Source organism: Microbacterium sp. LMI13-1-1.1 (genome assembly GCF_040815625.1).
In the GTDB taxonomy this organism is placed as follows: domain Bacteria; phylum Actinomycetota; class Actinomycetes; order Actinomycetales; family Microbacteriaceae; genus Microbacterium; species Microbacterium forte.
The window spans coordinates 376,304-400,517 of record NZ_JBFPNL010000001.1; the positions used below are offsets into that span (position 1 = coordinate 376,304).

Annotated in this window: 25 protein-coding genes; 21 read left to right on the forward strand and 4 right to left on the reverse strand. The window is 67.2% G+C overall.

The features are described from left to right. Positions 1-40: 40 nt before the first annotated feature. Together MRBLMI13_RS01755 and MRBLMI13_RS01760 are read left to right on the forward strand one after the other, a co-directional pair. A complete protein-coding gene (locus MRBLMI13_RS01755; RefSeq protein WP_079112632.1) occupies positions 41-1,585 on the forward strand; it encodes a CitMHS family transporter in 1,545 nt (514 codons plus the stop codon). 18 nt (positions 1,586-1,603) lie between these two features. Beyond that, positions 1,604-2,014 (forward strand): phage holin family protein, encoded by a 411-nt coding sequence (locus MRBLMI13_RS01760; protein ID WP_079112633.1) that lies wholly within the window; start codon positions 1,604-1,606, stop codon positions 2,012-2,014. Positions 2,015-2,030: 16 nt separating this feature from the next. Here MRBLMI13_RS01760 and epsC read toward each other — a convergent pair whose 3' ends face one another. Beyond that, positions 2,031-2,600 (reverse strand): serine O-acetyltransferase EpsC, encoded by a 570-nt coding sequence (epsC, locus tag MRBLMI13_RS01765; protein WP_042541858.1) that lies wholly within the window; start codon positions 2,598-2,600, stop codon positions 2,031-2,033. Between the two features lie 8 nt (positions 2,601-2,608). After that, on the reverse strand, positions 2,609-3,547 hold the full coding sequence (gene cysK, locus MRBLMI13_RS01770; RefSeq protein WP_042541857.1) for a cysteine synthase A: 939 nt from the start codon (positions 3,545-3,547) through the stop codon (positions 2,609-2,611). Between the two features lie 100 nt (positions 3,548-3,647). Between cysK and prmC the strand changes: the two genes are divergently transcribed. The 16 genes from prmC (at position 3,648) to MRBLMI13_RS01850 (ending at position 19,563) form a co-directional block, all read left to right on the forward strand. After that, positions 3,648-4,508: a peptide chain release factor N(5)-glutamine methyltransferase gene (gene prmC / locus MRBLMI13_RS01775; protein WP_367820869.1), complete on the forward strand. Its 861-nt coding sequence runs from the start codon at positions 3,648-3,650 to the stop codon at positions 4,506-4,508. A 48-nt stretch (positions 4,509-4,556) separates the two neighbouring features. After that, positions 4,557-5,264, forward strand: coding sequence for an L-threonylcarbamoyladenylate synthase (locus MRBLMI13_RS01780; RefSeq protein ID WP_309687698.1), 708 nt, complete (start codon positions 4,557-4,559; stop codon positions 5,262-5,264). Continuing rightward, complete coding sequence (locus MRBLMI13_RS01785; RefSeq protein ID WP_042541854.1) at positions 5,261-6,433, forward strand: MraY family glycosyltransferase; 1,173 nt, start codon at positions 5,261-5,263, stop codon at positions 6,431-6,433. The genes MRBLMI13_RS01780 and MRBLMI13_RS01785 overlap by 4 nt, the downstream gene beginning before the upstream one ends. Then, positions 6,430-7,005 (forward strand): membrane protein, encoded by a 576-nt coding sequence (locus MRBLMI13_RS01790; RefSeq protein ID WP_042541853.1) that lies wholly within the window; start codon positions 6,430-6,432, stop codon positions 7,003-7,005. The genes MRBLMI13_RS01785 and MRBLMI13_RS01790 overlap by 4 nt, the downstream gene beginning before the upstream one ends. 146 nt (positions 7,006-7,151) lie before the next feature. Beyond that, the gene (gene atpB, locus MRBLMI13_RS01795; protein WP_056376571.1) at positions 7,152-7,937 is read left to right on the forward strand and encodes a F0F1 ATP synthase subunit A; all 786 of its coding nucleotides are present in this window, start codon (positions 7,152-7,154) and stop codon (positions 7,935-7,937) included. 43 nt (positions 7,938-7,980) lie between these two features. Beyond that, positions 7,981-8,217: an ATP synthase F0 subunit C gene (gene atpE, locus MRBLMI13_RS01800; RefSeq protein WP_042541851.1), complete on the forward strand. Its 237-nt coding sequence runs from the start codon at positions 7,981-7,983 to the stop codon at positions 8,215-8,217. Between the two features lie 27 nt (positions 8,218-8,244). Then, positions 8,245-8,799, forward strand: a complete 555-nt coding sequence (locus tag MRBLMI13_RS01805; RefSeq protein WP_042541850.1) for a F0F1 ATP synthase subunit B — start codon at positions 8,245-8,247, stop codon at positions 8,797-8,799. Beyond that, positions 8,799-9,587 (forward strand): F0F1 ATP synthase subunit delta, encoded by a 789-nt coding sequence (locus MRBLMI13_RS01810; RefSeq protein WP_367820865.1) that lies wholly within the window; start codon positions 8,799-8,801, stop codon positions 9,585-9,587. Before MRBLMI13_RS01805 ends, MRBLMI13_RS01810 begins: the two co-directional genes overlap by 1 nt. Positions 9,588-9,634: 47 nt before the next feature. Continuing rightward, positions 9,635-11,275, forward strand: coding sequence for a F0F1 ATP synthase subunit alpha (atpA, locus tag MRBLMI13_RS01815; RefSeq protein ID WP_042541848.1), 1,641 nt, complete (start codon positions 9,635-9,637; stop codon positions 11,273-11,275). Positions 11,276-11,295: 20 nt separating this feature from the next. Then, positions 11,296-12,195, forward strand: a complete 900-nt coding sequence (locus MRBLMI13_RS01820; RefSeq protein ID WP_042541847.1) for a F0F1 ATP synthase subunit gamma — start codon at positions 11,296-11,298, stop codon at positions 12,193-12,195. Between the two features lie 21 nt (positions 12,196-12,216). Then, on the forward strand, positions 12,217-13,671 hold the full coding sequence (atpD, locus tag MRBLMI13_RS01825; protein ID WP_042541846.1) for a F0F1 ATP synthase subunit beta: 1,455 nt from the start codon (positions 12,217-12,219) through the stop codon (positions 13,669-13,671). Between the two features lie 2 nt (positions 13,672-13,673). Continuing rightward, entirely contained in the window at positions 13,674-13,934 is a 261-nt protein-coding gene (locus tag MRBLMI13_RS01830) for a F0F1 ATP synthase subunit epsilon (RefSeq protein ID WP_042541845.1), read from the forward strand. Positions 13,935-14,007: 73 nt separating this feature from the next. Beyond that, the gene (locus tag MRBLMI13_RS01835; RefSeq protein WP_309687733.1) at positions 14,008-14,754 is read left to right on the forward strand and encodes a YaaA family protein; all 747 of its coding nucleotides are present in this window, start codon (positions 14,008-14,010) and stop codon (positions 14,752-14,754) included. A 118-nt stretch (positions 14,755-14,872) separates the two neighbouring features. Then, positions 14,873-15,658 (forward strand): DUF5684 domain-containing protein, encoded by a 786-nt coding sequence (locus MRBLMI13_RS01840; protein WP_052493006.1) that lies wholly within the window; start codon positions 14,873-14,875, stop codon positions 15,656-15,658. 242 nt (positions 15,659-15,900) lie between these two features. Continuing rightward, a complete protein-coding gene (locus MRBLMI13_RS01845; RefSeq protein ID WP_367820863.1) occupies positions 15,901-16,740 on the forward strand; it encodes a PP2C family protein-serine/threonine phosphatase in 840 nt (279 codons plus the stop codon). A 57-nt stretch (positions 16,741-16,797) separates the two neighbouring features. Next, positions 16,798-19,563 (forward strand): FtsK/SpoIIIE domain-containing protein, encoded by a 2,766-nt coding sequence (locus tag MRBLMI13_RS01850; protein ID WP_367820861.1) that lies wholly within the window; start codon positions 16,798-16,800, stop codon positions 19,561-19,563. A gap of 19 nt (positions 19,564-19,582) precedes the next feature. Here MRBLMI13_RS01850 and MRBLMI13_RS01855 read toward each other — a convergent pair whose 3' ends face one another. Then, positions 19,583-20,578 (reverse strand): asparaginase, encoded by a 996-nt coding sequence (locus MRBLMI13_RS01855; protein WP_042541841.1) that lies wholly within the window; start codon positions 20,576-20,578, stop codon positions 19,583-19,585. Positions 20,579-20,674: 96 nt separating this feature from the next. Here MRBLMI13_RS01855 and MRBLMI13_RS01860 point away from each other — a divergent pair, with 96 nt between their 5' ends. Next, positions 20,675-21,154 carry an OsmC family protein gene (locus tag MRBLMI13_RS01860; RefSeq protein ID WP_367820858.1) on the forward strand — a complete coding sequence of 160 codons (480 nt, stop codon included), beginning with the start codon at positions 20,675-20,677 and terminating at the stop codon, positions 21,152-21,154. A gap of 14 nt (positions 21,155-21,168) precedes the next feature. Here the strand turns inward: MRBLMI13_RS01860 and MRBLMI13_RS01865 are convergent, their stop codons facing one another. Continuing rightward, on the reverse strand, positions 21,169-21,948 hold the full coding sequence (locus MRBLMI13_RS01865; RefSeq protein ID WP_367820856.1) for a lysophospholipid acyltransferase family protein: 780 nt from the start codon (positions 21,946-21,948) through the stop codon (positions 21,169-21,171). A gap of 123 nt (positions 21,949-22,071) precedes the next feature. Between MRBLMI13_RS01865 and MRBLMI13_RS01870 the strand changes: the two genes are divergently transcribed. Next, complete coding sequence (locus MRBLMI13_RS01870; protein WP_367820854.1) at positions 22,072-23,061, forward strand: FKBP-type peptidyl-prolyl cis-trans isomerase; 990 nt, start codon at positions 22,072-22,074, stop codon at positions 23,059-23,061. A gap of 36 nt (positions 23,062-23,097) precedes the next feature. After that, complete coding sequence (gene dxr, locus MRBLMI13_RS01875) at positions 23,098-24,180, forward strand: 1-deoxy-D-xylulose-5-phosphate reductoisomerase (protein ID WP_367820852.1); 1,083 nt, start codon at positions 23,098-23,100, stop codon at positions 24,178-24,180. Positions 24,181-24,214 lie beyond the last annotated feature (34 nt).

The window sequence follows — 24,214 nt, forward strand, 5'->3', positions numbered from 1 at the left end:
TCCGTCGGAGTCGACGGATCCCCGACGAAGGAGTCACAGCATGCCCGACGTTCTCACCGGCCTGTCAGCGGCCGCCGAAGAGGCGCCGACCTACGACGTCGCGTTCGTTCCGCCGGAGTGGGTCCTCGTCCTTCTCGGATTCACCATGGTGCTCGCCTTCATGACTCTGATCATGACGAAGCGGCTGACTCCCATGGTGGCGTTGATCCTCGTGCCGACCGTGTTCGGGCTGTTCGCCGGCGCCGGACTCGGCATGGGCGACATGATCCTCGACTCGATCGCCACCATGGCGCCGACCGCCGCTCTGCTGATGTTCGCGATCATGTTCTTCGGGATCATGATCGACGTCGGCCTGTTCGACCCGCTGATCCGCGTCATCACGCGCGTTCTCGGTGACGACCCCGCAAAGGTCGTGCTGGGCACGGCGATCCTCGCCGGCGCTGTCTCTCTCGACGGCGACGGCTCGACGACGTTCATCATCACGACCTCGGCGATGCTGCCGATCTATCTCCGTCTCGGCATGAGCCCGGTCGTCCTCACCTGCGTCGCCGGGTTGATGAACGGCACGTTGAACATCGTGCCGTGGGGCGGGCCGACCGTGCGCGCCGCGACCGCTCTGGGTCTGCAGCCGACCGACATCTTCGTTCCCATGCTGCCGGCGCTCGGCGTCGGCATCGTCGTGACGCTCGGTTTCGCCTGGATGCTCGGTCTGCAGGAGCGACGTCGTCTCGGCCGCCTGGACTCCGAGGCGCTGCTCACGGGCGCAGACGGCGGAGCCTTCTCGACTGTGCCGAAGATCTTCCGCGGCTCGGATGCGACGCCCGGTGCCCGTGCGGCGCTGCGCACCGGAAACATCGTCGTCGTGGCGGGTGGGCGCAGCCCGGTGGCCGCGGCGAGCGTGGACCCGGCGGACACGGCCATGGCGGACACCATGCTCGACCCCGCACGGCCCACGCTGCGGCCGAGGCTCATCTGGTTCAACCTCGCCCTCACGCTCGCCGTGATGGTCCTGCTCGTGCTCGACATCATGCCGCTTCCGTACGTCTTCATGGTCGGTGCAGCGGTCGCGCTGCTCGTCAACTTCCGGGGGATCAAGGAGCAGGCGTCGGAGATCGTCGCACACGCCCCGAGCATCGTCGGGGTGGTGTCGATGGTCATCGCCGCCGGAGTTCTGGTCGGCGTACTGACCGGCACCGGCATGGTCGACGCGATGGCGACGTGGATCACCGATGTGCTGCCGCCGGCGCTCGGGCCCTTCCTCGCACCCATCACCGGGGTCCTGTCGATCCCGTTCACCTTCTTCATGTCCAACGACGCCTTCTACTTCGGCATCCTGCCGGTGCTCGCCCAGAGCGCAGCGACCTTCGGAATCGATCCCGTCGAGATGGCTAGGGCGTCGATCATCGGTCAGCCCGTGCACCTGCAGAGTCCTCTGGTGCCGGCGATCCTGCTGCTCGTCTCGCTCGCGAGCGTCAACCTCGGCGATCATCACAAGAAGGTGCTCTGGCGCGCGGTGATCGTGTCGTTGGTGATGCTCGCCGTCGGCATCCTGTCGGGAGCGATCCCCTTCTTCGTCGCGCAGTGAGAGCGATAGGCTCAGGCCGTGATCACCCTTCTGTTCCGCGCGCTCATGTATCTCGTGTCCGCAGGTCTCGGCCTCATCGCCGCCGACCTCCTGCTCGAGGGCTTCCAGATCGAGTGGGACAAATGGTGGGGATTCGTGGTCTGCATCGTGATCTTCGCGATCCTGCAGAGCGTTCTCGCTCCATGGGTCAGCAGGATGGCCGATCGCTACGCGCCCGTGCTGATGGGCGGCATCGGGATCTTCTCGACGCTCATCTCGCTCGTCATCGTCGTGCTGCTGCCGATCGGCGGGCTGCGCATCGTCGATCTCTCGGGGTGGCTGCTCGGATCCGTGATCGTCTGGCTCATCACCGCGCTGGGCAGCGTTCTGCTGCCGTTGATCTTCCTCCGCAAGAAGGTCGACAAGGTGCGGTCGCGCCGCGGCGCGTGATGCACTCGCGAGAGCGTCAGATCGAGTAGTCCGGCGCGGTCAGCACGGCTCTGGTGTCCTCACCCATGATCCGTGCCCGCGGCTTCGCCGGCACTCCGACGAGGATGCTGTCAGCCGGGGCGTCACGGGTCACCACGGCGTTCGCCCCGACCACCGAGCCCTCGCCGATCGTGACCGGCCCCAGGATCTTCGCCCCCGCGCCGACGGCGACACCGTCGCGGAGGGTGGGGTGACGCTTGCCGGCGTCTCGCGTGCGACCGCCGAGCGTGACGCCGTGGTAGAGCATCACGTCGTCGCCGATCTCCGCCGTCTCGCCGATCACCACACCCATGCCGTGGTCGATGAAGAAGCGTCGGCCGATCCGCGCCCCCGGGTGGATCTCGATGCCGGTGAGCCAGCGCGAGATCTGCGAGGTGGCCCGGGCGACGAGCCGCAGCCGTCGGCGCCAGAGCGCGTGCGAGACGCGATGCGCCCAGATCGCGTGCAGCCCCGGATACAGCAGCGCCACCTCAGCGCCACTGCGCGCCGCGGGGTCGCGGATGCGCGCTGCCGCGATGTCCTCGCGCATTCGGCCGATCATGCCCATCGAGCGGATCAGCCTTCGCGAAGGTCTTCGTACAGGGCGGTCGAGAGGTAGCGCTCGCCGAACGACGGGATGATGACGACGATGGTCTTGCCCGCAGCCTCGGGGCGCTGCGCGACCTGCAGAGCGGCCCAGATCGCGGCGCCGCTCGACATGCCCACGAGGATGCCCTCCTTGCGCGCGGTCTCACGCGCGACACGAATGGCGTCGTCGAAGGTGACGTCGATGACCTCGTCGAGGACTTCGCGATCGAGGATGGGGGGCACGAAGTTCGGTCCGATGCCCTGGATCTTGTGCGGTCCGGGGTGCCCCTCGGTGAGAATCGGGGAGTCCTTGGGCTCGACGGCGATGATCTGCACGCCGGGGACGCGCTCCTTCAGAACCTGGCCGACACCGGTGATGGTTCCGCCGGTGCCGATCCCGGCGACGAAGTAGTCGACCGAGCCCTCCGTGTCGCGGAGGATCTCCTCCGCTGTGGTCTTGCGGTGGATCGCGGGGTTCGCCTCGTTGGCGAACTGCTTCGCCAGCACCGCGCCCGGCGTGCGGGCGGCGATGTCCTCCGCCTCGGCGAGAGCGTGCGTCATGCCCTTGGTGGGGTCGGTGAGCACGAGTTCGGCGCCGAATGCCTTGAGAAGCATGCGCCGCTCCTTCGACATCGACGCGGGCATCGTCAGGATCACCTTGTAGCCGCGGGCGGCGCCGACCATCGCCAGGGCGATACCGGTGTTGCCGCTGGTCGCCTCCACGATCGTGCCCCCGGGCTTGAGCTCGCCCGATGCCTCTGCAGCGTCGACGATCGCGATGCCGAGCCGGTCCTTGACACTCGAGGCAGGGTTGTAGAACTCGAGCTTGGCCAGCACGGTGGCACCGAGGCCCTCGGTGACCCGGTTCAGGCGAACCAGGGGAGTGTTGCCGAAAGCGGTGGTGATGTCGGAGTGGATTCCGGGCATGGGGAGAGCCTTCCTGTGCGGGGGGACTGCGCGCTCCAGCCTAGGCGAGCACTCTGGAGGGGTGGGCAATATGACACCTTCTGCGCTCTACGCTTGATCCATGCCCGATCTCACCCTCGCCTCAGCCGTGCATGCCGCGGCCCGACAACTCGCCGACGCGGGCGTCTCGGATCCCCTCGTCGATGCCGAGCTGCTCGCGGGCCACGTCCTCGGTCTGCGACGGGGAGAGGTGCAGGCCGTCATCATCCGCGGCGATGCGGTCGAGGAGGCGGATGCGGATTCACTGCGAGCCCTGGTCACCCGCCGGGCGGGCAGGGAGCCGCTGCAGCACATCACCGGAACCGCGCCGTTCCGGCATCTGGAACTCGCCGTGGGGCCGGGGGTCTTCGTGCCCCGACCGGAGACCGAGACCGTGGTGCAGTACGCGATCGACGCCCTCCTGGGTTCCCCGCTTCCCGCGCCGATCGGCATCGACCTCGGCACAGGCAGCGGCGCGATCGCTCTCGCCATGGCCACCGAGGTGCCCCATGCGCGTGTCTTCGCGACGGAGCTGTCGCCCGACGCCTACCCGTGGGCGGTACGGAACACCGCTGGCGTGGACAACCTCACCCTGGTGAATGAAGACCTGGCGCATGCGTTCCCCGAGCTCGACGGCACGGCGTCCGTCGTGATCTCGAACCCGCCGTACGTCCCTGACGCAGCTGTTCCCCGCGACCCCGAGGTGCGCCTCTTCGATCCGTCGATGGCGCTGTACGGGGGAGAGGACGGCCTCGACGTCGTGCGCGTGCTCAGCGTGCGCGCCCTCGAGCTGCTGCATGCGGGCGGGCTTCTGGTCATCGAGCACGGCGAGTTGCAGGGCGAGGAGATCCGCAGCATCCTCACCCGCGACGGGTGGCGGGCGGCGGCGACGCACCGCGACCTCACGCTCCGAGACAGAGCGACGACCGCTCTGCGCCCCTGAGACGCGGACACGAACCGCACAGGCATCCCCAACTAGAATCGGATCGTCATGTCCTCCATCTTCGATTGCGGCGATGAGGCCCAGCTCCTCGCCGGCATGCGCCACGCCCGCCAGGCGATCAGCCGCGGCGAACTCATCGTCATGCCCACCGACACGGTCTACGGCGTCGCCGCCGACGCCTTCTCGCCCGCAGCGGTGCAGCGCCTCCTCGATGCCAAGGGACGAGGGCGCAACCAGCCCCCGCCCGTGCTCATCGGCACGAAGGAGACCCTGCACGCGCTCGCGGAGTCCGTGCCGGAGCCCGTCCAGCGTCTCGTCGATGAGTTCTGGCCCGGCGGACTGACCATCGTCCTGCCTGCCCAGCCCTCCCTCGTCTGGGATCTGGGAGATACGGAGGGCACAGTCGCCGTCAGGATGCCCGAAGGACGCGTCGCACTCGAGCTGCTCGCCGAGACGGGACCGCTCGCGGTCTCCAGCGCCAACCTCACAGGCCGTGAGTCGGCGATCTCGGCGCTCGATGCCGAGCGGATGCTCGGGGACAGCGTCTCGGTCTATCTCGCCGACGGTGTCAGCCGCGACGGGATCGCGTCGACGATCGTCGACGCGACCTCGCTGGTGCCTCGCGGCGCTGAGCCCATCACGGGCGGCGTGCGCATCCTCCGGGTCGGCGCTGTCAGCCGCGAGCGGTTGGAGGAGGTGCTCGGCGATCTGCTCGAGCCCGACGCGCAGGCACCGGAATCGGACGGGGATTCGTGAAGCAGTACCTCTTCACGATCATCCTGACCGCCGCGATCACATTCGCGTTGACCTGGGCGGTCTGGCGGCTGAGCCTGCGGTTCAAGCTCTACCCGACCATCCGCGAGCGGGATGTCCACACAACCCCGACGCCGCGTCTCGGCGGCGTCGCGATCTTCCTCGGCATCGCCGCAGCGATCGGATTCTCGGCCGCGAATCCATTCTTCGCCACCATGTGGATGCCGCCGCAGACGATGTGGTCGATCCTCGCCGCGTCGCTGCTGATCGCCGTCATCGGCGTCGTGGACGATCTGTGGGATCTCGACTGGATGATCAAGCTCGGCGCGCAGTTCCTCGCCGCAGGGATCATCACCGTGGGTGGCGGGCTGCAGATCCTCTCCCTGCCGTTCGGCGATCTGATCGTGTTCTCGAGCTGGTTGAGCATCACCATCACGATGTTCGCGATCGTCATCGTGATGAACGCGGTCAACTTCATCGACGGACTCGACGGGCTCGTCGCCGGCGTCTGCCTGATCGCCAACGGAGTCTTCTTCGCGTACTCCTACATCCTGACGCGTGACACCGGCGCGTCGAGCTACTTCAACCTCGCCTCGTTCCTGGCGGCTGTGCTGATCGGCGCCTGCCTCGGATTCCTGCCCTTCAACTGGAGCCCGGCGAAGCTCTTCATGGGCGACTCGGGCGCTCTGGTCCTCGGCCTGCTGATGGCGACGTCAGCGATCGCCGTGACCGGACAGCTCGAACCCTCCGCCCTCGACCCCGAGCGCCTGGGCCGATCGCAGCTCCTCGGCGCGTTCATCCCGATCCTGCTTCCGCTGCTGGTGGTGCTGCTACCGCTCCTCGATTTCGGGCTGGCCGTTCTGCGCCGGATGAACGCGGGAAAGTCGCCGTTCTCTCCCGACCGCAAGCATCTTCATCACCGCATGCTCGACCTCGGCCATCGCGACCGCGACGCCGTGCTGATCTTCTACGCCTGGACGGCGGTCATCTCCCTCGCCGTCCTCCTGATGTACGTGGGCGCCCGCGAGGACTGGCCCGGCCAGTATCTTCCCGGGGTCGTCTTCGGCCTCGTGGGAATCGCCGCGTGCCTCGTCATCACCCTGAATCCTCTGCGCCGACGGAAGCCCGCGGCGTCTGCTGAGTCCGACCCGACACCCGTGGAGTCCCCGTGAGCCCGAGCCCCGTTTCCAGCAATCCGATCCTGCGGAGGACGCTGCTCTGGTCCGCCCTCTCGATGGTGGTCCTCGCGATCATCGCCGGAGGTGTCGGTCTTCTCGTCGGCGGGGGAGAGGGCCTCGTGAGCGGCCTGCTCGGCGTCGTGCTCGCCATGCTGTTCCTCGGAATCACGGCACTCAGCATCCTGATCGCCAACCGCTGGTTCGGCGACCCTCTCTACGTGCAGCTGTTCTTCGCGATCGTGCTCGGCGGCTGGCTGCTGAAGCTCGGTGTCTTCCTGCTCGTGATGATCCTCCTCGCCGGTCAGCCGTGGCTGGACCCCATGGTCTTCTTCCTCTCGATCGTCGCCGGCGTGATCGTGTCGCTGGTGATCGACGTGATCGTTCTCACGCGCATGCGGCTGCCGAACGTGAGCGATGCCACTCTGCCCTCGGAGGCGCCGACGGACCACGCGCCCGGTGTGCAGCTGCCCACCGTCGTGCCCGAGGATCGCGCCCCCGGCAGGCACAACCTGATTCCCGAGCCCCGTGATCAGGACGGGCCGGCCGAAGACGCCCCTCGGTCTTAGGACACCCTCAGATTCTGATAGTGTTGACATGTGCCCGCCGCTCGTTCGCGAGCGCTTGCGCTTGAAGCACACCGACCATCGTCGCCCCGGTTCTGACCGGTGCCCCGAAGCTGGAGCCCGCGCTGTTCAATCTTGCTGCGACCCTGATGCCCAAACTCGCCTCTGACGGCGAGTTCCACGGACCTTCGATCGACGAGTTCTTCCCGGAGATCCTCTTCAACGCGTTCGGGGTCATCCCCGTCCACCGGATCCACCTCGTGCAGTTCCTCGCCGTCGTGGTGGTGGTCCTGCTCCTGGTTCTCGGAACCCGTCGCATGAAGATCGTCCCCGGCCGCTTCCAGAGCGTCGTCGAGATGGGTCTGGACTTCGTCCGCACCAACATCGCGCACGATCTGCTCGGTCGCAAGGACGGCAACCGATTCCTGCCGATCCTCACCACGATCTTCTTCATGGTGCTGTTCATGAACATCACGGGAATCATCCCGTTCCTGAACATCGCCGGCACGAGCATCGCCGCCGTGCCGCTGACGCTCGCAATCGTGAGCTACGTCACCTTCATCTACGCGGGTATCAAGAAGAGCCCCCTGGGCTTCTTCAAGAACGCGCTGTTCCCGGCCGGTGTTCCGTGGCCGGTCTACGTCATCGTGACGCCGATCGAGTTCCTCTCGACCTTCATCATCCGGCCCGTCACGCTGATGCTCCGACTCCTGATGAACATGGTCGTCGGCCACATGCTCCTGGTGCTGTGCTTCGCGGCAACCCAGTTCTTCTTCTTCACCGCAGGTGGCGGCTGGGCCGCTCTCGGTGTCGGAACCCTCGCCTTCGGCGGCGCCTTCACTCTCTTCGAGATTCTTGTCGCCGTCCTCCAGGCATACGTCTTCACCGTCCTCACCGCGGTCTACATCCAGCTCGCGGTCGCAGAAGAGCACTGAGCGGGTCGGCAACTGCCGTCCCACCCAACGAAAGGAAAAACCCGTGGACGCTACTACGGTTCTCGCAGACATCAACGGTCACCTCGCATCGGTCGGCTACGGCCTCGCAGCGATCGGTCCGGCCATCGGCGTGGGCATCGTCGTCGGCAAGACCATCGAGGGCGTCGCCCGTCAGCCCGAGCTGGCCGGTCGCCTTCAGGTCCTCATGTGGATCGGTATCGCCTTCACCGAGGCGCTTGCATTCGTCGGCATCGCCGTCGGATTCATCCCCTTCCCGTAATCTCTACCGACTTCAGAAGGAGACAGGATGCTGAACGCTCTTGTCACGAACCTCGCGGCTGAGGGAGAAACGCCTAACCCGCTGATCCCTGCGTGGTACGACATCATCTGGTCGGGTCTGTGGTTCCTCATCATCCTCGTCGTCGTGTGGAAGGTCGCCCTTCCGAAGTTCACGGCGATGCTCGACAAGCGGTCCGCCGCCATCGAGGGCAACATCGCCAAGGCTGACGAAGCACAGAAGCAGGCTGAGGCCGCGCTCGAGGAGTACACCCGCCAGCTCGCTGAGGCACGCACCGAGGCCGGTGAGATCCGTGAGGCCGCCCGCGAGGACGGCAAGAAGATCGTCGCCGAAGCCAAGGACGCCGCGTCGAGCGAGGCTGCTCGCATCACCGCGACCGCGCACACGCAGATCGAGGCCGAGCGTCAGACCGCTCTCGTCTCGCTGCGCAGCGAGGTGGGCTCGCTCGCCATCGACCTCGCCGGTGGCGTGGTCGGCGAGACGCTCTCCGACGACGCACGTGCGACCGCAGTGGTCGACCGCTTCCTCGCAGACCTCGAAGCATCCGAGAAGGCGGCTCAGTAATGGGCAGCGCGACCACTCAGGCACTCGCGGCATCCACTCAGACGCTTGCCGCAGCGACGGACGTCACTCTCGACACGGCACGGGAGCTGTTCGCAGCCGCGCGTGCCGTGACGGAGTCGTCTCATTTGAGCGGCGCGCTCGCCGACGCCTCGGCTCCGGTCGAGGCGCGACAGAACGTCGTCGCAGCGGTGTTCGGCGCGTTCTCTCAGGACGCCCAGAGTGTCTTGAAGACCGTCGTCGCCGAGCGCTGGTCTTCGGCGTCGCAGCTGGTCGACGGCATCGAGGAGCTCGCCATCCGAGCTGCTGCCCTTGCCGAGCCCCAGGCCGACATCGCGGGAGAGCTGTTCGGCTTCACCCGCGTGATCGCCGCGAACGCGGAACTCGAGCTCGCGCTCGGGAGCCGCCTCGGGGGAGAAGACGCCAAGGGTGCACTCGTCGACAAGCTGCTCGCAGGTGGCGTCAGCGACGCGACTGCGGTGATCGTCTCGTCGCTGGTCCGCCAGCCTCGTGATCGCCGCGTCCGTCAGATGCTCGGTCGCGCAACGCGGGTCGTCGCAGATCAGGGCGACCGCGTGGTGGCCACTGTGCACAGCGCCAAGCCGCTCACGGATGCGCAGCGCACTCGTCTCAGGGACGCACTCTCGCGTCGCTACGACGGCAAGATCTCGCTCAACGAGGTCTCTGACCCCGCCGTCGTCGGAGGCCTGCGCGTGCAGATCGCCGATGACGTCATCGACGGCAGCATCTCCGCCCGTCTCGCCGACCTTCGCCAGAAGCTCGCCGGCTAACACGACTTCGCGCGGGGAACCGCGCACCCAGATACAAAGGGAAGACAATGGCAGAACTATCGATCAGCCCCGACGTCATCCGTGACGCGCTGAAGGACTTCGCCGCAGCATACGAGCCCACTGGGGCCGCGGCGACCGAGGTCGGCACCGTCATCGACGCGGCAGACGGCATCGCGCACGTCGAGGGACTTCCCGGCGTGATGGCGAACGAGCTCGTCACCTTCGCAGACGGCACCAAGGGACTCGCGCTCAACCTCGACGAGCACCAGATCGGTGTCGTCGTGCTCGGTGAGTTCACCGGCGTCGAGGCTGGCCAGGAAGTCACCCGCACGGGTGAGGTCCTCTCCGTCCCCGTCGGCGACGGCTACCTGGGCCGCGTGGTCGACCCGCTGGGCAACCCGATCGACGGCCTCGGTTCCATCGCCACCGACGGCGTGCGTGAGCTCGAGCTTCAGGCTCCCGGCGTCATGCAGCGCAAGTCGGTCCACGAGCCGATGCAGACGGGCATCAAGGCCATCGACGCGATGATCCCCGTCGGCCGCGGTCAGCGTCAGCTGATCATCGGCGACCGCCAGACCGGTAAGACGGCCATCGCGATCGACACGATCATCAACCAGAAGGACAACTGGGAGTCGGGCGACGTCAACAAGCAGGTTCGCTGCATCTACGTTGCGATCGGCCAGAAGGGCTCGACCATCGCTTCGGTGAAGGGTGCGCTCGAAGAGGCCGGCGCTCTGGAGTACACCACCATCGTGGCCGCTCCTGCATCCGACCCCGCCGGTTTCAAGTACCTCGCTCCGTACACCGGTTCGGCCATCGGTCAGCACTGGATGTACGGCGGCAAGCACGTCCTCATCATCTTCGACGACCTGTCGAAGCAGGCTGAGGCCTACCGTGCCGTATCGCTCCTCCTGCGCCGTCCGCCGGGCCGCGAGGCATACCCGGGTGACGTCTTCTACCTGCACTCGCGTCTGCTCGAGCGTTGCGCGAAGCTGTCCGACGAGCTCGGCGCGGGCTCGATGACCGGTCTGCCGATCATCGAGACCAAGGCGAACGACGTCTCGGCATACATCCCGACCAACGTGATCTCGATCACCGACGGCCAGATCTTCCTGCAGTCCGACCTCTTCAACGCCAACCAGCGTCCCGCGGTCGACGTGGGTATCTCGGTCTCGCGAGTCGGCGGTGACGCTCAGGTGAAGTCGATCAAGAAGGTCTCCGGAACCTTGAAGCTGGAGCTCGCGCAGTACCGCTCGCTCGAGGCGTTCGCGATGTTCGCGTCCGACCTCGACGCGGCTTCGCGTCGTCAGCTCTCCCGCGGTGCGCGTCTCACCGAGCTGCTCAAGCAGCCTCAGTACTCGCCGTACCCGGTCGAGGAGCAGGTCGTCTCGATCTGGGCCGGAACCAAGGGAAAGCTCGACACCATCGAGGTCTCCGACGTCCTGCGCTTCGAGCGCGAGCTGCTCGACTACCTGCGTCGCAACACCCAGGTTCTCGAGACGCTGCGTGACACCAACGTCCTCGACGACGACACCGTCGCCGAGCTCGAGAAGCACACTGACGCTTTCATCCTGGAGTTCCAGGGTGGCAAGGGACACGCCATCGGCGCTCCCGGCCACGAGGAGCACGCTGCAGCAGAGGCTGACGACGTCAACCAGGAGAAGATCGTCAAGGGTCGTCGCGCGTAACCGCGTGAGGAACTGAACTCATGGGCGCTCAACTCAGGGTCTACAAGCAGAAGATCAGCTCTGCTCAGACGACCAAGAAGATCACGAAGGCGATGGAACTCATCGCGGCTTCGCGCATCCAGAAGGCGATGGGACGTGTCAAAGCGTCCAGTCCCTTCGCGCGAGCCGTGACGAGGGCCGTGTCCGCCGTCGCGACGCACTCGAACGTCGACCACCCGCTCACGCGCGAGCCCGAGACGATCCGCCGCTCCGCGGTCGTGATCTTCTCGTCGGACCGCGGTCTCGCCGGAGCCTTCAACTCGCAGATCCTCCGTGAGGGTCTCGAGGTGGCGGAGCTCCTGCGCGAGCAGGGCAAGGAGCCGGTGTTCTACCTCGTCGGACGCAAGGCCGTCGGCTACTTCCAGTTCCGTCGCATCGCGGCGGCTGCGGAGTGGACCGGCGACACCGACACCCCGTCGTTCCACACCGCAGAGGAGATCTCGGCGAAGCTGCTCGAGGACTTCGGCCGCGGGGCAGACGACGGCGGCGTCGACGAGATCCACCTCGTGTACAACCGTTTCGTCAGCATGATGACGCAGTCGCCCGAGTCCGTGCGTCTGCTTCCGTTGGAGATCACGGAAGCCGACGACTCGGAGGCCGGCAACGCCGTCTATCCGCTGTACGAGTTCGAGCCGGATGCCGAGACAGTCCTCGACGCGATCCTGCCGGTGTACATCCAGAGCCGTGTCTTCAACGCTCTCCTGCAGTCGTCTGCTGCCAAGCAGGCCGCGACGCAGAAGGCGATGAAGTCGGCCAGCGACAACGCCGACAAGCTCATCACCGACTACACCCGTCTGCGCAACAACGCGCGTCAGGCGGAGATCACGCAGCAGATCGCGGAGATCGTCGGCGGCGCCGACGCACTCTCGTCGAGCAAATAGACCATCAGGAGAGAGACGAAAATGACCCCCACCGCTACGGCTGACCAGCCGGCGACCGCGGTCGTCGGGCGCGTCGCACGCGTCAACGGTCCGGTTGTCGACATCGAGTTCCCGCACGACTCGATCCCCGACATCTACAACGCACTCAAGACCACGATCGTGATCGGCGACTCTTCGGTCGAGATCACCCTCGAGGTCGCTCAGCACCTCGGTGACGACCTCGTTCGCGCCATCGCTCTGAAGCCGACCGACGGCATCGTGCGCGGCCAGGAAGTGCGCGACACCGGCGAGGCCATCTCGGTCCCCGTCGGCGACGTCACCAAGGGCAAGGTCTTCAACGTGATCGGCGAGGTCCTGAACCTCGAGCCCGGTGAGACCATCGAGGTCACCGAGCGCTGGCCCATCCACCGCAAGGCTCCGAACTTCGACCAGCTCGAGTCGAAGACCACCATGTTCGAGACCGGCATCAAGTCGATCGACCTTCTGACGCCCTACGTGCTGGGTGGAAAGATCGGTCTGTTCGGTGGAGCCGGTGTCGGCAAGACCGTCCTCATCCAGGAGATGATCCAGCGCGTCGCGCAGGACCACGGTGGTGTGTCGGTGTTCGCCGGTGTCGGCGAGCGTACCCGTGAGGGCAACGACCTGATCCACGAGATGGAAGAGGCGGGTGTCTTCGACAAGACGGCCCTCGTCTTCGGCCAGATGGACGAGCCGCCGGGAACGCGTCTGCGCGTCGCCCTCTCGGCTCTGACGATGGCGGAGTACTTCCGTGACGTGCAGAAGCAGGACGTGCTGCTCTTCATCGACAATATCTTCCGCTTCACGCAGGCCGGTTCCGAGGTCTCCACGCTGCTGGGCCGCATGCCCTCAGCCGTGGGTTACCAGCCGAACCTCGCCGACGAGATGGGTGTGCTCCAGGAGCGCATCACGTCGACCCGCGGCCACTCGATCACCTCGCTGCAGGCGATCTACGTGCCGGCCGATGACTACACGGACCCGGCCCCGGCGACCACGTTCGCCCACCTCGACGCCACCACGGAGCTCTCGCGTGAGATCGCGTCGAAGGGTCTGTACCCGGCCATCGACCCGCTGACCTCGACGTCGCGCATCATGGACCCCCGCTACTTGGGCGAGGACCACTACCGCGTCGCCACCACGGTCAAGCAGATCCTCCAGAAGAACAAGGAACTGCAGGAGATCATCGCCATCCTCGGTGTCGACGAGCTCTCCGAAGAGGACAAGATCGTCGTGTCGCGTGCACGCCGCATCCAGCAGTTCCTCTCGCAGAACACCTACATGGCCAAGAAGTTCACGGGTGTCGAGGGTTCGACCGTCCCGCTGAAGGAGACCATCGAGTCCTTCGATGCGATCACCCGCGGTGACTTCGACCACGTCGCCGAGCAGGCCTTCTTCAACGTCGGTGGCATCTCCGACGTCGAAGAGCAGTGGGCGAAGATCCAGAAGGAGAACGGCTGACCATGGCATTGCATGTCAGCCTCGTCTCCGCGGATGCGGAGGTCTGGACGGGAGAGGCGAGCCTCGTGGTCGCCAAGACCGTCGAGGGTGAGATCGGCTTCATGACCGGCCACGAGCCGGTTCTGGCCATCCTCGCCGAAGGCCAGGTCCGCATCACTCAAACGGATGGCACCAAGGTGCTCGCCAACGCGCAGGACGGCTTCCTCTCGATGGAGGGCGACGTCCTGACGATCGTGGCAGGCAACGCGGCTCTCATCGCCTGAGCAGTTCAGTTCATCGCGTCCGCCTCGACCCCTCCGGGGGTCGGGGCGGACGCGTCTGTATCACCGAGGTGTCATGAAGATTCTGCTGCCCCCGTCAGAGACGAAGCGATCCGGAGGCGACGGTGCCCCTCTCGACCTGGGCGCGCTCGCGCTTCCGGGCCTCGGCGCGAAGCGTCACGAGGTGATCGACGCTCTCGTCGATCTTGCAGGAGACGAAGAGCACGCGCGGAAAGTGCTGAAACTCAGTCCGAAGCAGGCCGGCGATGTCGCGCACAATCGGATGCTGCGCTCCGCGGCGACCATGCCGGCCGTGGATCGGTACACCGGTGTCCTGTATGACGCGCTCGACGCGGGCAGTCTCGTTCCCGCATCCCGTCGCTGGCTCGGCGCACACGTGTGGATCCACTCGGCCCCGCTCGGCCCGGTAGGCGCTCTCGATCCCATACCGCCGTACCGTCTCGCTGCAGGGATATCGCTTCCAGGTCTGCCCGCGCTGCGCCGACACTGGGCTGACGCCACCATGGAGGCGATAGCGGGGGAGGACCCCGACTTCGTCCTCGATCTGCGCAGCGAGGCCTACGTCGCGCTCGGCCCGGTGCCGGACGCCGTCGCCTCCTGCTACGTGCGAGTCGTGACGGAGCACGGTCGCGCTCTCAACCACTTCAACAAGAAGTCCAAGGGGCTCCTCGTGCGGGCTCTCGCCGAGGACCGCCCCCGCATCCGGTCGCTTCGGACGCTGGAGACGTGGACCGGTGGCCGGGGACTCGTTCTCCGCCGCACCGACGAACCCGGTGTCGTGGAGCTCGTCGTCGCGGAATGACCGAGCATGTCGCGCAGGGAGTTCTCCGCGCGTGTGTCGTTGCCCCAAATATCAGCACACCGATATGGTTGGTGTCGCGGCGCGCACAGCGTCAGCTCCATCGGATCCGGAGGGGATCATGTACAACGACTATTACGACAACGGGGCGGCTATCGCCGGCCTCTTCGTCGTCTTCTTGATCAGTCTGCTCTTCGCACTGGCGTTCTATGTGATCTCGTCGATCTTCCTGATGAAGATCTTCGAAAAGGCGGGCGTGCAGGGCAAGTGGCGCGCGTGGGTTCCCGTGTACAACACGATGATCTTCGCGAAGCTCGGAGACATCTCACCGTGGGTCGTCCTGATCGGCATCGGGCTCTCGTTCATCCCGTACCTCAACTTCCTGACGGGTATCGCGCTCGCGGTCGTCCTCGCTCTCGCTGCATGGCGTGTCGGGCTCAAGCTGCAGAAGGACGCTGTCTGGGTCGTCCTGTTCGTTCTGCTCTCGATCGTCTGGTACGGCATCAACGCCTTCGACAAGTCCCGCTGGAACCCGAACATCGTTCCCGCTCCGTGGGCAGGGAACAGCTTCCTCGCTGACTCCACCGTCTGGGACGGCGTGCCCGTGCAGCCGCGCCCGGTCGCGGGCCCCGGCTACGGCGCTCCGCAGGGCTACGGCGCTCCCCAGCAGGGCTATGCGCCTCCCGCGCCGCAGGGCTACACTCCGCCCGCTCAGCCCGGCTACGCCCCGCCGGCCCAGCCTGCCCAGCCCGGCTACGCCCCGCCGGCGGCACCGTCGTCCCCGGCCGCACCCGGCGTTCCGCCCGCTGCGCCGTCGACACCCCCGACGGCTCCGCCCGCTCCGCCCGCAGCGCCCCCGGCAGCTCCGCAGGTTCCGCCCACGGACCCCACGCAGCCCCCGGCCTGATCTGACGCGACACAGAGCCCTCGACTTCGGTCGGGGGCTCTGTGCTGTACGGAGACGACGCTCTGTGGCTCAGAGCACCGGTTGAAGACGATAACGTGGAGGCATGGTCATGTCGCAGCCCCGGGACGGCGCCGCTCGACTGCGAGCGGCCTTCACGGGCGCGAGTGCCACCGTGGCAGCGTCCACTACGATGTGTGAGTGTCCTGGGGGACCCCGACCCGCAGGCGATCCGGAGGCGATGAGTGGCTGAGACGACGACGAAGACGCACAGCGTCAGGGTTGCGCAGCGTTCGCTGTTGCTCTCCTGGGCGGGTGTCACTGATGTGGGGCGCCGCCGTGAGACGAATCAGGATGCGTTCTTCGCGGACTACCCGCTGTTCATCGTCGCCGACGGCATGGGGGGTCATGCCGGTGGAGAGATCGCGAGCCGGAGCACGGTCAGACGACTCGATGCGGTCGTCGCCGCCGGCGCGGTCGATCGCGGAGCCATCGAGGGAGCGCTCCAGCTGGCCGTTGCCGACATCGCCGACCACCCCGAGACCACCGATGAAGGCACCGGGACCACCCTCACCGGGGTCTTCCTCGAGTTCGAGGGGGACGAGCCGCACTGGACCTCGCTCAACATCGGCGACTCGCGTGTGTACCTTCTCCGGGACGAACGTCTGGTGCAGATCACCACCGACCACTCGGTCGTCCAGGAGCTCATCGCCGCTGGCAAGATCAGCCCCGAAGAGGCCGAGGGTCACCCCTACAGCAATGTGATCACACGAGCCGTGGGAGCGAGTGAACTCACTGCACCCGACTACGTCACTCTCGATGTCCGCCCGGGCGACCGGTTCGTGATCTGCTCGGACGGGCTGACGAAAGAGCTCACCGACTACGGCATCCAGCATTTCCTCCGTGAGAACGCCGATCCTGCCGCTGCCGTCGATGCGATGCTCGCGGCGGCGTTGGAGAACGGCGGCCGCGACAACGTGACGCTCGTCATCGTGCAGATCGAGGACGAGTCCTCTTCGGCGCCTGACGAGGCCCCCTCCGTAGCGGACAAGTCCTCCTCCACACAGGGCGAATCCTCCGAATAACGTCCGATCTCTGTGGAGGGCGCTCACTGGGCCCCTCCCGCGCGGTCCACTGGGGGCATGGATTCTCTGCCCATAGCGATCCCCGCCGCCCCCGTGCCCGCACGCAGACCGCCGACGCCGTTCATCGCGGCGCTCGTGCCCGTCGCCGCCGGGGTGGTGCTCTGGCTCGTCACCGGTTCCCTGTTCTCGCTGTGCTTCGCAGCGCTCGGACCTCTGATGATCCTCGCGTCGCTGATCGACGGGTCGCGCTCCCGGCGAAAGGCGTTCCGCGTCGCGGAGGCCGAGAGCGCGGCGGCGTGGTCGCTCGCGGAAGCGCAGCTGTCACGGCTCCATGATGACGAGCGTCAGATGCGATGGCACCGTCATCCCGATGCGGCGGCAGGTCTGGCGCAACCTCCGCTGCGCGGCCTCGAGCCACCGGACGCCGACACCGAGATCGTCGTCGGCAGCGGTGTCGGCACCAGCGGTGTGCGGGCGTCGGGGGGCGACGGGGAACGCGAACGAGACTTCAAGACGCGATGCGCCAGGGTCGAGAACGTACCGATGACGGTTCCGCTCAGCAGTGGCCTCGGTCTGCGCGGTGCGCACCCCGTCGTCGCCTCCGTAGCGAGAGCCCTCGTGGTGCAGCTGTGTGTGAGATTCGGAGCTGCGCAGATGTCGATCGTCGGCCCACATCTCGAGGAGCTGGGGGTCGCGCGGTTTCCGCAGGCGCGCTTCACGCGGCGCGGGTCGCTCCGCGTCGCGGTGGCGCGAAGCGGAGACCCCCGGCCGGCGGCTGACGCCGTGATCTGGCTGCTCGGACGCGGCGAGGATGTCCCCGAGGGAATCACGACGGTCATCGACATCGTCGAGCCGCACCGCGCGAGCGTGCGCACACCGCGGGGGATCGTCGAGGTCTCCACCGAATGCGTGTCCCGCGATCAGGCGATCGCGACCGCAGAAGAGAGCTCGGTCGAGGGCGATGAGCTGGACTCGCTCCCGAGCAGGGTGGCACTGAGCGACCTCCGCCAGCCCGAGTCGCAGGTCGGTCTCGCTGCGGTGGTGGGCCGAGGCGAACACGCCGACGTCCTGCTCGACATCGTCGACGACGGGCCGCACGCCATCGTGACCGGCACGACGGGCAGCGGCAAGAGCGAGCTGCTGGTGTCGTGGGTGACAGCCATGGCGAGCAGCCATGGGCCGGATCGAGTGACTTTCGTCCTGGCGGATTTCAAAGGGGGCACGGCTTTCGAGCCGCTTCGGACGCTTCCGCAGGTGGCCGCGGTCATCACGGATCTCGATGAGGAGGGTGCGCGCAGAGGAGTCTCGAGCCTGACCGCAGAGCTGCGCCGCCGTGAGTCCGTCCTCGCAGAGGCCGGCGCACGTGATGTGCGGGAGATCGGAATGGCGAGGCTGGTGATCGTGGTCGACGAGTTCGCGGCGCTGCTTCAGGATCATGCCGACCTCGGTGCCGTGTTCACCGATATCGCTGCTCGGGGCAGAGCCCTCGGTATGCATCTGATCCTCGGAACCCAGCGTGCTTCCGGCGTGATCCGCGATGCGCTGGCAGCCAACTGCCCGCTTCGAGTGAGCCTGCGCGTTGCAGACGCCGCAGACAGCCGCGCCGTGATCGGCACCGACGGTGCGGCTGAGCTTCCCGGCGGGGTGGAGTCCAGGGGACTGGCGTTGGTCCGTCGTCCCCAGGATGCGGAACCGACGGCGATGAGAGTGGCGCTGACGGGCGCGGCCGACCTGAGAGCCATCGCCATGAGATGGGCCGACGCCGAAAGCCCGCACAGCCCGTGGCTGCCCGTGCTTCCGCGTATGCTCCCACTGGCCACGCTTCAGGTGGAGACGCGGAAGGGCGATGCCGTTCTGGGGCGAGCCGACGAGCCGGAGCGTCAGCGCCAGCCGCTCGTGTTCCTCTCAATCGGGTCCGATCGTGGCATCGTGCTCCTGGGTGGGCCGGGGTCGGGGCGTACCTCGGCTCTGCGTGCGCTGGCCAGGCAGCACGCAGACCCGCTCTGGATACCGTCCGACCCGGAGCACGCCTGGGACGCCGTCGTCGCTCTGGCGGCAGACGGATCGCGCGGCGCAGGTCTCGTTCTCTGCGACGACATCGACGTCAGGATCAGCGAGCTGCCTGTGGAATACGGTCAGCATGTCGCGCAGCTCTGGGATCAGATCCTGCGGCACGGTTCCCGTACCACCTTCGTGCTCACGGCGACGAGAGCGGCGGGGCCCATCGGTCGGCTTCTCGATGCGCTGCCACGCCGGGGGCTCCTGAGGATGCCGAGCCGTGTCGATCATCTCGCCGCAGGCGGCGAGTCCGACGGTTTCGATCGAGACCGACCGCCGGGGCGGATGCGGATGGGAGATCGAGAGATCCAGCTGGTCTGGGTACCCGAGGAGCGACTGCGATCGTCAGGCCCTGCCCACGGTGCCTCTCGGCATCGGCAGGACAGCGGTTGGTCGCCGCGATGCGCTCTCACGGCGCTCGTCACCGCGGGGGTGCCGACGGTCGCCGAATCGCTGGCCGCCGCGCACCCAGGATGCGATGTCGTGGCGCTCTCGGGTGAACCTCGCGACCTCACGACGTCGACACGTCCGACCATACTGATCGGCGACGCGGACGCGTGGCAACGGAACTGGCCGCTGTGGCAACGGGTGCGCCGAGAGGGTGAGACTGTCATCCGGGCAGAGAACGCCGCCGAGCTGCGGCAGCTCGCGGGCGTGCGAGAACTCCCGCCCTACGCGCGACCGCATGCCGGACGTGCCTGGTCTCTGATCGGCGACGCCGGGCCTCGTCGTGTCGTGGTCCCGGCACTGGCGTCCGGGCGATGAGCAGCGGTACGTCGTGTGGTCAGATGCCGCTGCCGGGGCGGACGGCTCCGACCTCCGCGCCGCCACCGAGCACCTCGAGAGGCAGAGCGGCGGAGAGAGTCGCGACCTCGGAGTCGGTGAGCCCGCCTGCGCGTGCGAGCAGAGTCGCGGCCACGATGGTCGATGCGCGTGCGCCGCCGTCGAGCATCTTCAGCGCCACGGTCGTTCCGTTCGGAGCGACCATGACCATGACGCCCTCTGCGCCGCCCTTCGCGAACACCCCGAGCTTCTCGATCGCGATGGTGTCAGGGCGACCGGGTCCGTCGATGGTCCACGGGTGCTCGCGCACCGCGCGCACCAGAGAACCTGCGACCCGATGCAGGGCGAACGGAGAGCGATCGGAGGCGGTGCCGATCCGGTGGATCGAACGGGCGAGACCCGTCAGCGTGATCGCGTAGACCGGGGCGCCGCATCCGTCGATCGCCGTGTGGGCGACCTTCTCGCCGGTCAGACGCTCGATGACCTCGCGGATGTGCAGCTGCAGCGGGTGAGTCGGGTCGAGGTAGCTGTCGGTGGGCCAGCCGGTCGCGACGCAGGCGCGAAGCATCGCCGCATGCTTGCCGGAGCAGTTCATGCGGATGCGGGTCTGCGCACCGTGCTCGCGCACGAGCTCGTCACGGGCGGACGTATCGCCGGGCCACGCCGGTGGGCAACCCAGGTGGTCCTCGGTGAGGCCGCCCTCGGTGAGGACGTCTCGGACGACCGCGGCATGACGGTCGGTGCCGCTGTGGCTCGCGGTGGACATGGCGAGCTGCGCGCCCTCCAGAGCGGCTCCTGCGGTGATGCACGCCACGGCCTGCAACGGCTTGAGGCTCGAGCGAGGCAGGATCAGAGCGTCCGCGTTCCCATAGCGCGCGACGATGTCGCCATCAGGTGAGAGCACCACCGCTGCTCCCGCGTGGCGGGACTCGATGAATCCGCTCCGTTCGACGACGGCGAGTTCCACGGCATCTTGAACGGTGAGAGTCTCCAGCACCTCCCAAGGATATCGTCGGTTGGGTGCACGCAGTGCCAGGCGCGGGGATCGTCGAGGGCTTCCTGGTGGCAGACTGTCGACATGGCAGATAGACCAGTGCCGCTCGGCGAGCATCGCTATTCACTCAGCTCCACCTGGACCGGCAACTCCGGCACCGGCACCAGCGGCTATCGCGAATATCGTCGCGATGTCACGCTGGAGGTCGCGGGCAAGCCCGACATCCTCGCCTCAGCCGACAAGCCGTTCCGTGGCGATCCGTCGCGGTGGAATCCCGAGGATCTGCTGCTCGCCTCGCTCTCCGAGTGCCATCTGCTCTCCTACCTGCACGCCTGCGTCACTGCAGGCGTCGTCGTCGTCTCCTATCGGGACTCGGCTTCGGGGATGATGCGGGAGGACGGGAAAGGCGGCGGCGCGTTCGTCGAGGTGATGTTGCGTCCGGAGGTGGTCGTCGCGGATGTGTCGATGATCGACGCGGCCGAGCGTGCTCATGCGCAGGCCAACGAATGGTGCTTCATCGCGAACTCGATGAACTTCCCGGTGCGGCACGAGGCGTCGGTGCGCGCCGAGACGGACTGAGCGGTCGGTCCGCGTCAGCGGCGTTCGTGGGGGAGCGCCTGCTTGATCTTCTCGATCGTGCTCTGCGCGGGAGCCTCGTTGTAGGCGTCGGCCAGCTCCTGGCCGGACAGGGCATGGATCGCGGCCATGATCTCGTCCGTCGCGAGTCTGCGGGCGCGACCGCTCGTGGCGGGGCCATGGGGCGAGAGGTCGAGCGGTTCGCCGAAGCGCACCGTGATGCGTTCCTTCAGAGTGGGCATCTTGGCGCCGACGGGCATGACCTTGTCCGTGCCGATCAATCCGACCGGGACGACAGGTGCTCCGGTCTGCAGCGCAAGGAAGGCCACACCCGTGCGCCCCTTGTACAGGCGTCCGTCGGTCGAACGCGTGCCCTCGGGATAGAGAGCGACGGCGAGGCCCTCGTCGAGCAGCTGGCGTTGCACGTCGAGGGCGTCGAGGGCGGCCTTGCCCGCACCACGGCGCACGGAGATGGCGCCGATGGACTCGAAGAACGTCTTGCTGAGCCAGCCCTTGAACCCCGTCCCCTCGAAATAGGTGGACTTCGCCAGAAAATGCACGGGACGCGGAGAGGCCACCGGAATCGCGATCGAGTCGATGAAGGAGAGGTGATTGCTCGCGAAGATCACCGCGCCGTCCTTCGGGACGTTCTCCCTGCCCTCGATGCGTGGGCGGTAGATCGTGCGCGCGAGCGGGGTGATGAGGCTGCGACCGAGCGCATAGGCGAAGCCTGCGTGACGAGGCTTCTCAGTGTCTGCGGGCGAAGTTTCGGGCTCCACGGACTGCTCTGACGTCATCAGAGCAGATTACCCCGGCAATCATGCCGCGGCGGGAATGAAGCGCTAGCGCGCGCCTCCCAGCATCAGCAAAGGGGCGTGAGAGATGATGGGGTGTCCCGCCCGCGATCCTGAGGTTCAACTGTGCGCAAGCGTCCGCTTATCGTCCTGTCCACCGTCGCCGCGGCGACCCTTCTGCTCGCCGGGTGCTCCGGTGGCGCGACTCCGGAATCGACCGCCACCCCGGATGCCGGCTCCGAGAGCTCCTGCCTCGCTGACATCGCGTCGGGGGCAGGCTCCGATGCCGTGTCCGTCGAGGGATCCGGCGCAGGTGCCAAGGTCTCCGTACCCGAGGGCACAGATCTCGCCGAGGCCGAGCGTTCGGTCGTGGTCGAGGGCGATGGCGACGACGTCATGCCCGGAGACCTCGTGTCGCTGCGCTACCAGCTGATCGACGCCACGACCAACGAAGTGCTCAGCACCTCGGAGCGCGGGCCCGACGGAGTCCTGTCCGCTCTCCTCGCCGTCCAGCAGCCGCAGCAGATCGTCGATCCGACGCAGTCCACCGTCTTCACCGTCGCGGCGGAGTGCCTCCCGATCGGTTCGAGCGTCGTCCTGACCCTTCCTGCAGCGCAGGAGGGCATGAACCCGAGCGTCCTCTACGTCGAGACGATCGAGCAGCTTCCCACGACGGCTTCCGGCTCCGATGTCGATGCGACCGAGGGCATGCCCGTCGTCGAGCTCGACGACGCCGGTTCTCCCACCATCACGATCCCCGACGCCGACGCCCCCACCGAGACGGAGGTGGCCGTCCTCAAGCAGGGCGACGGCGCCGTCGTCGGAGCGGGCGACCTCGTCACGGTGCAGTACCGCGGCGTGAAGTGGTCGGACGGCTCCGAGTTCGACTCGAGCTGGAGCCGGGACGCAGCGCCATCGCAGTTCCCGACCAGCGGAGTGGTCCCCGGGTTCAAGATGGCCCTCGAAGGCCAGAAGGTCGGGTCGCAGGTGGTCGTCGCCATGCCTCCGAAGGACGGCTACGGTGAGGGCGAGACGAACGACACCGATCTGACCGGAGAGACCCTCGTCTTCGTCGTCGACATCCTCGCGACGACTCCGGTCGAGCAGGCGCCGTAACGCAGAGGGGCCGGGGGCTTGCCATAGGCTGGCGGCATGCGTCGCATCATCGTCCTCGGCTCCACCGGCTCCATCGGCACGCAGGCGCTCGACGTCATCCGCGCCAATCCTCGACGTTTCGAACTCGTCGGCCTCGCCGCCGGGACGAACGCCGAGATGCTCGCGGATCAGGCTGCGAGCTTCCACGTCGACAGCACCGCACTGGGTGCGGCCGAGGCCGAGCAGCTGGTCCGCGATGTCGAGGCCGACGTGGTGCTCAACGCGATCACCGGATCGATCGGACTCGGTTCCACTCTTGCGGCGCTGAAAGCCGGCAGAACCCTCGCTCTCGCGAACAAGGAATCCCTCATCGTCGGTGGTGAGCTGGTTCTCGCTGCGGCCGCCCCTGACCAGATCGTCCCTGTCGACTCGGAGCACTCGGCCCTGGCGCAGGCGCTGCGCAGCGGCACCCACGCCGAGGTGAGGCGCCTGGTGGTGACGGCATCCGGTGGGCCGTTCCGCGGGCGCTCACGCGAGCAGATGCTCGAGGTCACCCCCCAGGAGGCACTCGCGCACCCGACATGGGACATGGGCCGGATGGTCACGACGAACTCCGCGACGCTGGTGAACAAAGGTCTCGAGGTGATCGAGGCGCACCTGCTGTTCGACGTCGCCTACGACGACATAGAGGTCGTCGTGCACCCGCAGTCGATCGTGCACTCGATGGTCGAGTTCATCGACGGCTCGACGATCGCCCAGGCGTCCCCGCCCGACATGCGTCTGCCGATCTCGCTGGGGCTCGACTGGCCGAGTCGCGTCGGCGGGGTCGGACGGCCCCTCGACTGGACCCAGGCGACCTCGTGGACCTTCGAGCCGCTCGACGACGTCGCGTTCCCGGCTGTCGACCTCGCCAAGGCCGTGGGCCGTGCGGGCGCGACATTCCCCGCGGTCTACAACGCCGCCAACGAGCAGGCGGTCGATGCCTTCCATGAGGGACGCCTGCCGTTCCTCGGAATCGTCGACACGATCTCGCGCGTGGTCGATGCCCACGAGCCGCCGCAGACGCTGACGGTCGAATCGCTCGCCGAGGCCGAGGAGTGGGCGCGCCGCAAGGCTGACGAGCTGATCGCGCGAGCCTGATCCGCGCTCAGGCGGTCGCCCGCTCGAGGCGAGA

What these genes read in the sequence shown, in the direction of transcription:
- MRBLMI13_RS01755 (WP_079112632.1), top strand. Translation starts at nt 41, where the DNA reads ATGCCCGACGTTCTCACCGGCCTGTCAGCGGCCGCCGAAGAGGCGCCG.
- epsC (WP_042541858.1), bottom strand. Translation starts at nt 2,600, where the DNA reads ATGGGCATGATCGGCCGAATGCGCGAGGACATCGCGGCAGCGCGCATC.
- cysK (WP_042541857.1), bottom strand. Translation starts at nt 3,547, where the DNA reads ATGCCCGGAATCCACTCCGACATCACCACCGCTTTCGGCAACACTCCC.
- prmC (WP_367820869.1), top strand. Translation starts at nt 3,648, where the DNA reads ATGCCCGATCTCACCCTCGCCTCAGCCGTGCATGCCGCGGCCCGACAA.
- MRBLMI13_RS01780 (WP_309687698.1), top strand. Translation starts at nt 4,557, where the DNA reads ATGTCCTCCATCTTCGATTGCGGCGATGAGGCCCAGCTCCTCGCCGGC.
- atpB (WP_056376571.1), top strand. Translation starts at nt 7,152, where the DNA reads ATGCCCAAACTCGCCTCTGACGGCGAGTTCCACGGACCTTCGATCGAC.
- MRBLMI13_RS01805 (WP_042541850.1), top strand. Translation starts at nt 8,245, where the DNA reads ATGCTGAACGCTCTTGTCACGAACCTCGCGGCTGAGGGAGAAACGCCT.
- MRBLMI13_RS01810 (WP_367820865.1), top strand. Translation starts at nt 8,799, where the DNA reads ATGGGCAGCGCGACCACTCAGGCACTCGCGGCATCCACTCAGACGCTT.
- atpA (WP_042541848.1), top strand. Translation starts at nt 9,635, where the DNA reads ATGGCAGAACTATCGATCAGCCCCGACGTCATCCGTGACGCGCTGAAG.
- MRBLMI13_RS01820 (WP_042541847.1), top strand. Translation starts at nt 11,296, where the DNA reads ATGGGCGCTCAACTCAGGGTCTACAAGCAGAAGATCAGCTCTGCTCAG.
- atpD (WP_042541846.1), top strand. Translation starts at nt 12,217, where the DNA reads ATGACCCCCACCGCTACGGCTGACCAGCCGGCGACCGCGGTCGTCGGG.
- MRBLMI13_RS01830 (WP_042541845.1), top strand. Translation starts at nt 13,674, where the DNA reads ATGGCATTGCATGTCAGCCTCGTCTCCGCGGATGCGGAGGTCTGGACG.
- MRBLMI13_RS01835 (WP_309687733.1), top strand. Translation starts at nt 14,008, where the DNA reads ATGAAGATTCTGCTGCCCCCGTCAGAGACGAAGCGATCCGGAGGCGAC.
- MRBLMI13_RS01840 (WP_052493006.1), top strand. Translation starts at nt 14,873, where the DNA reads ATGTACAACGACTATTACGACAACGGGGCGGCTATCGCCGGCCTCTTC.
- MRBLMI13_RS01850 (WP_367820861.1), top strand. Translation starts at nt 16,798, where the DNA reads ATGGATTCTCTGCCCATAGCGATCCCCGCCGCCCCCGTGCCCGCACGC.
- MRBLMI13_RS01865 (WP_367820856.1), bottom strand. Translation starts at nt 21,948, where the DNA reads ATGACGTCAGAGCAGTCCGTGGAGCCCGAAACTTCGCCCGCAGACACT.
- dxr (WP_367820852.1), top strand. Translation starts at nt 23,098, where the DNA reads ATGCGTCGCATCATCGTCCTCGGCTCCACCGGCTCCATCGGCACGCAG.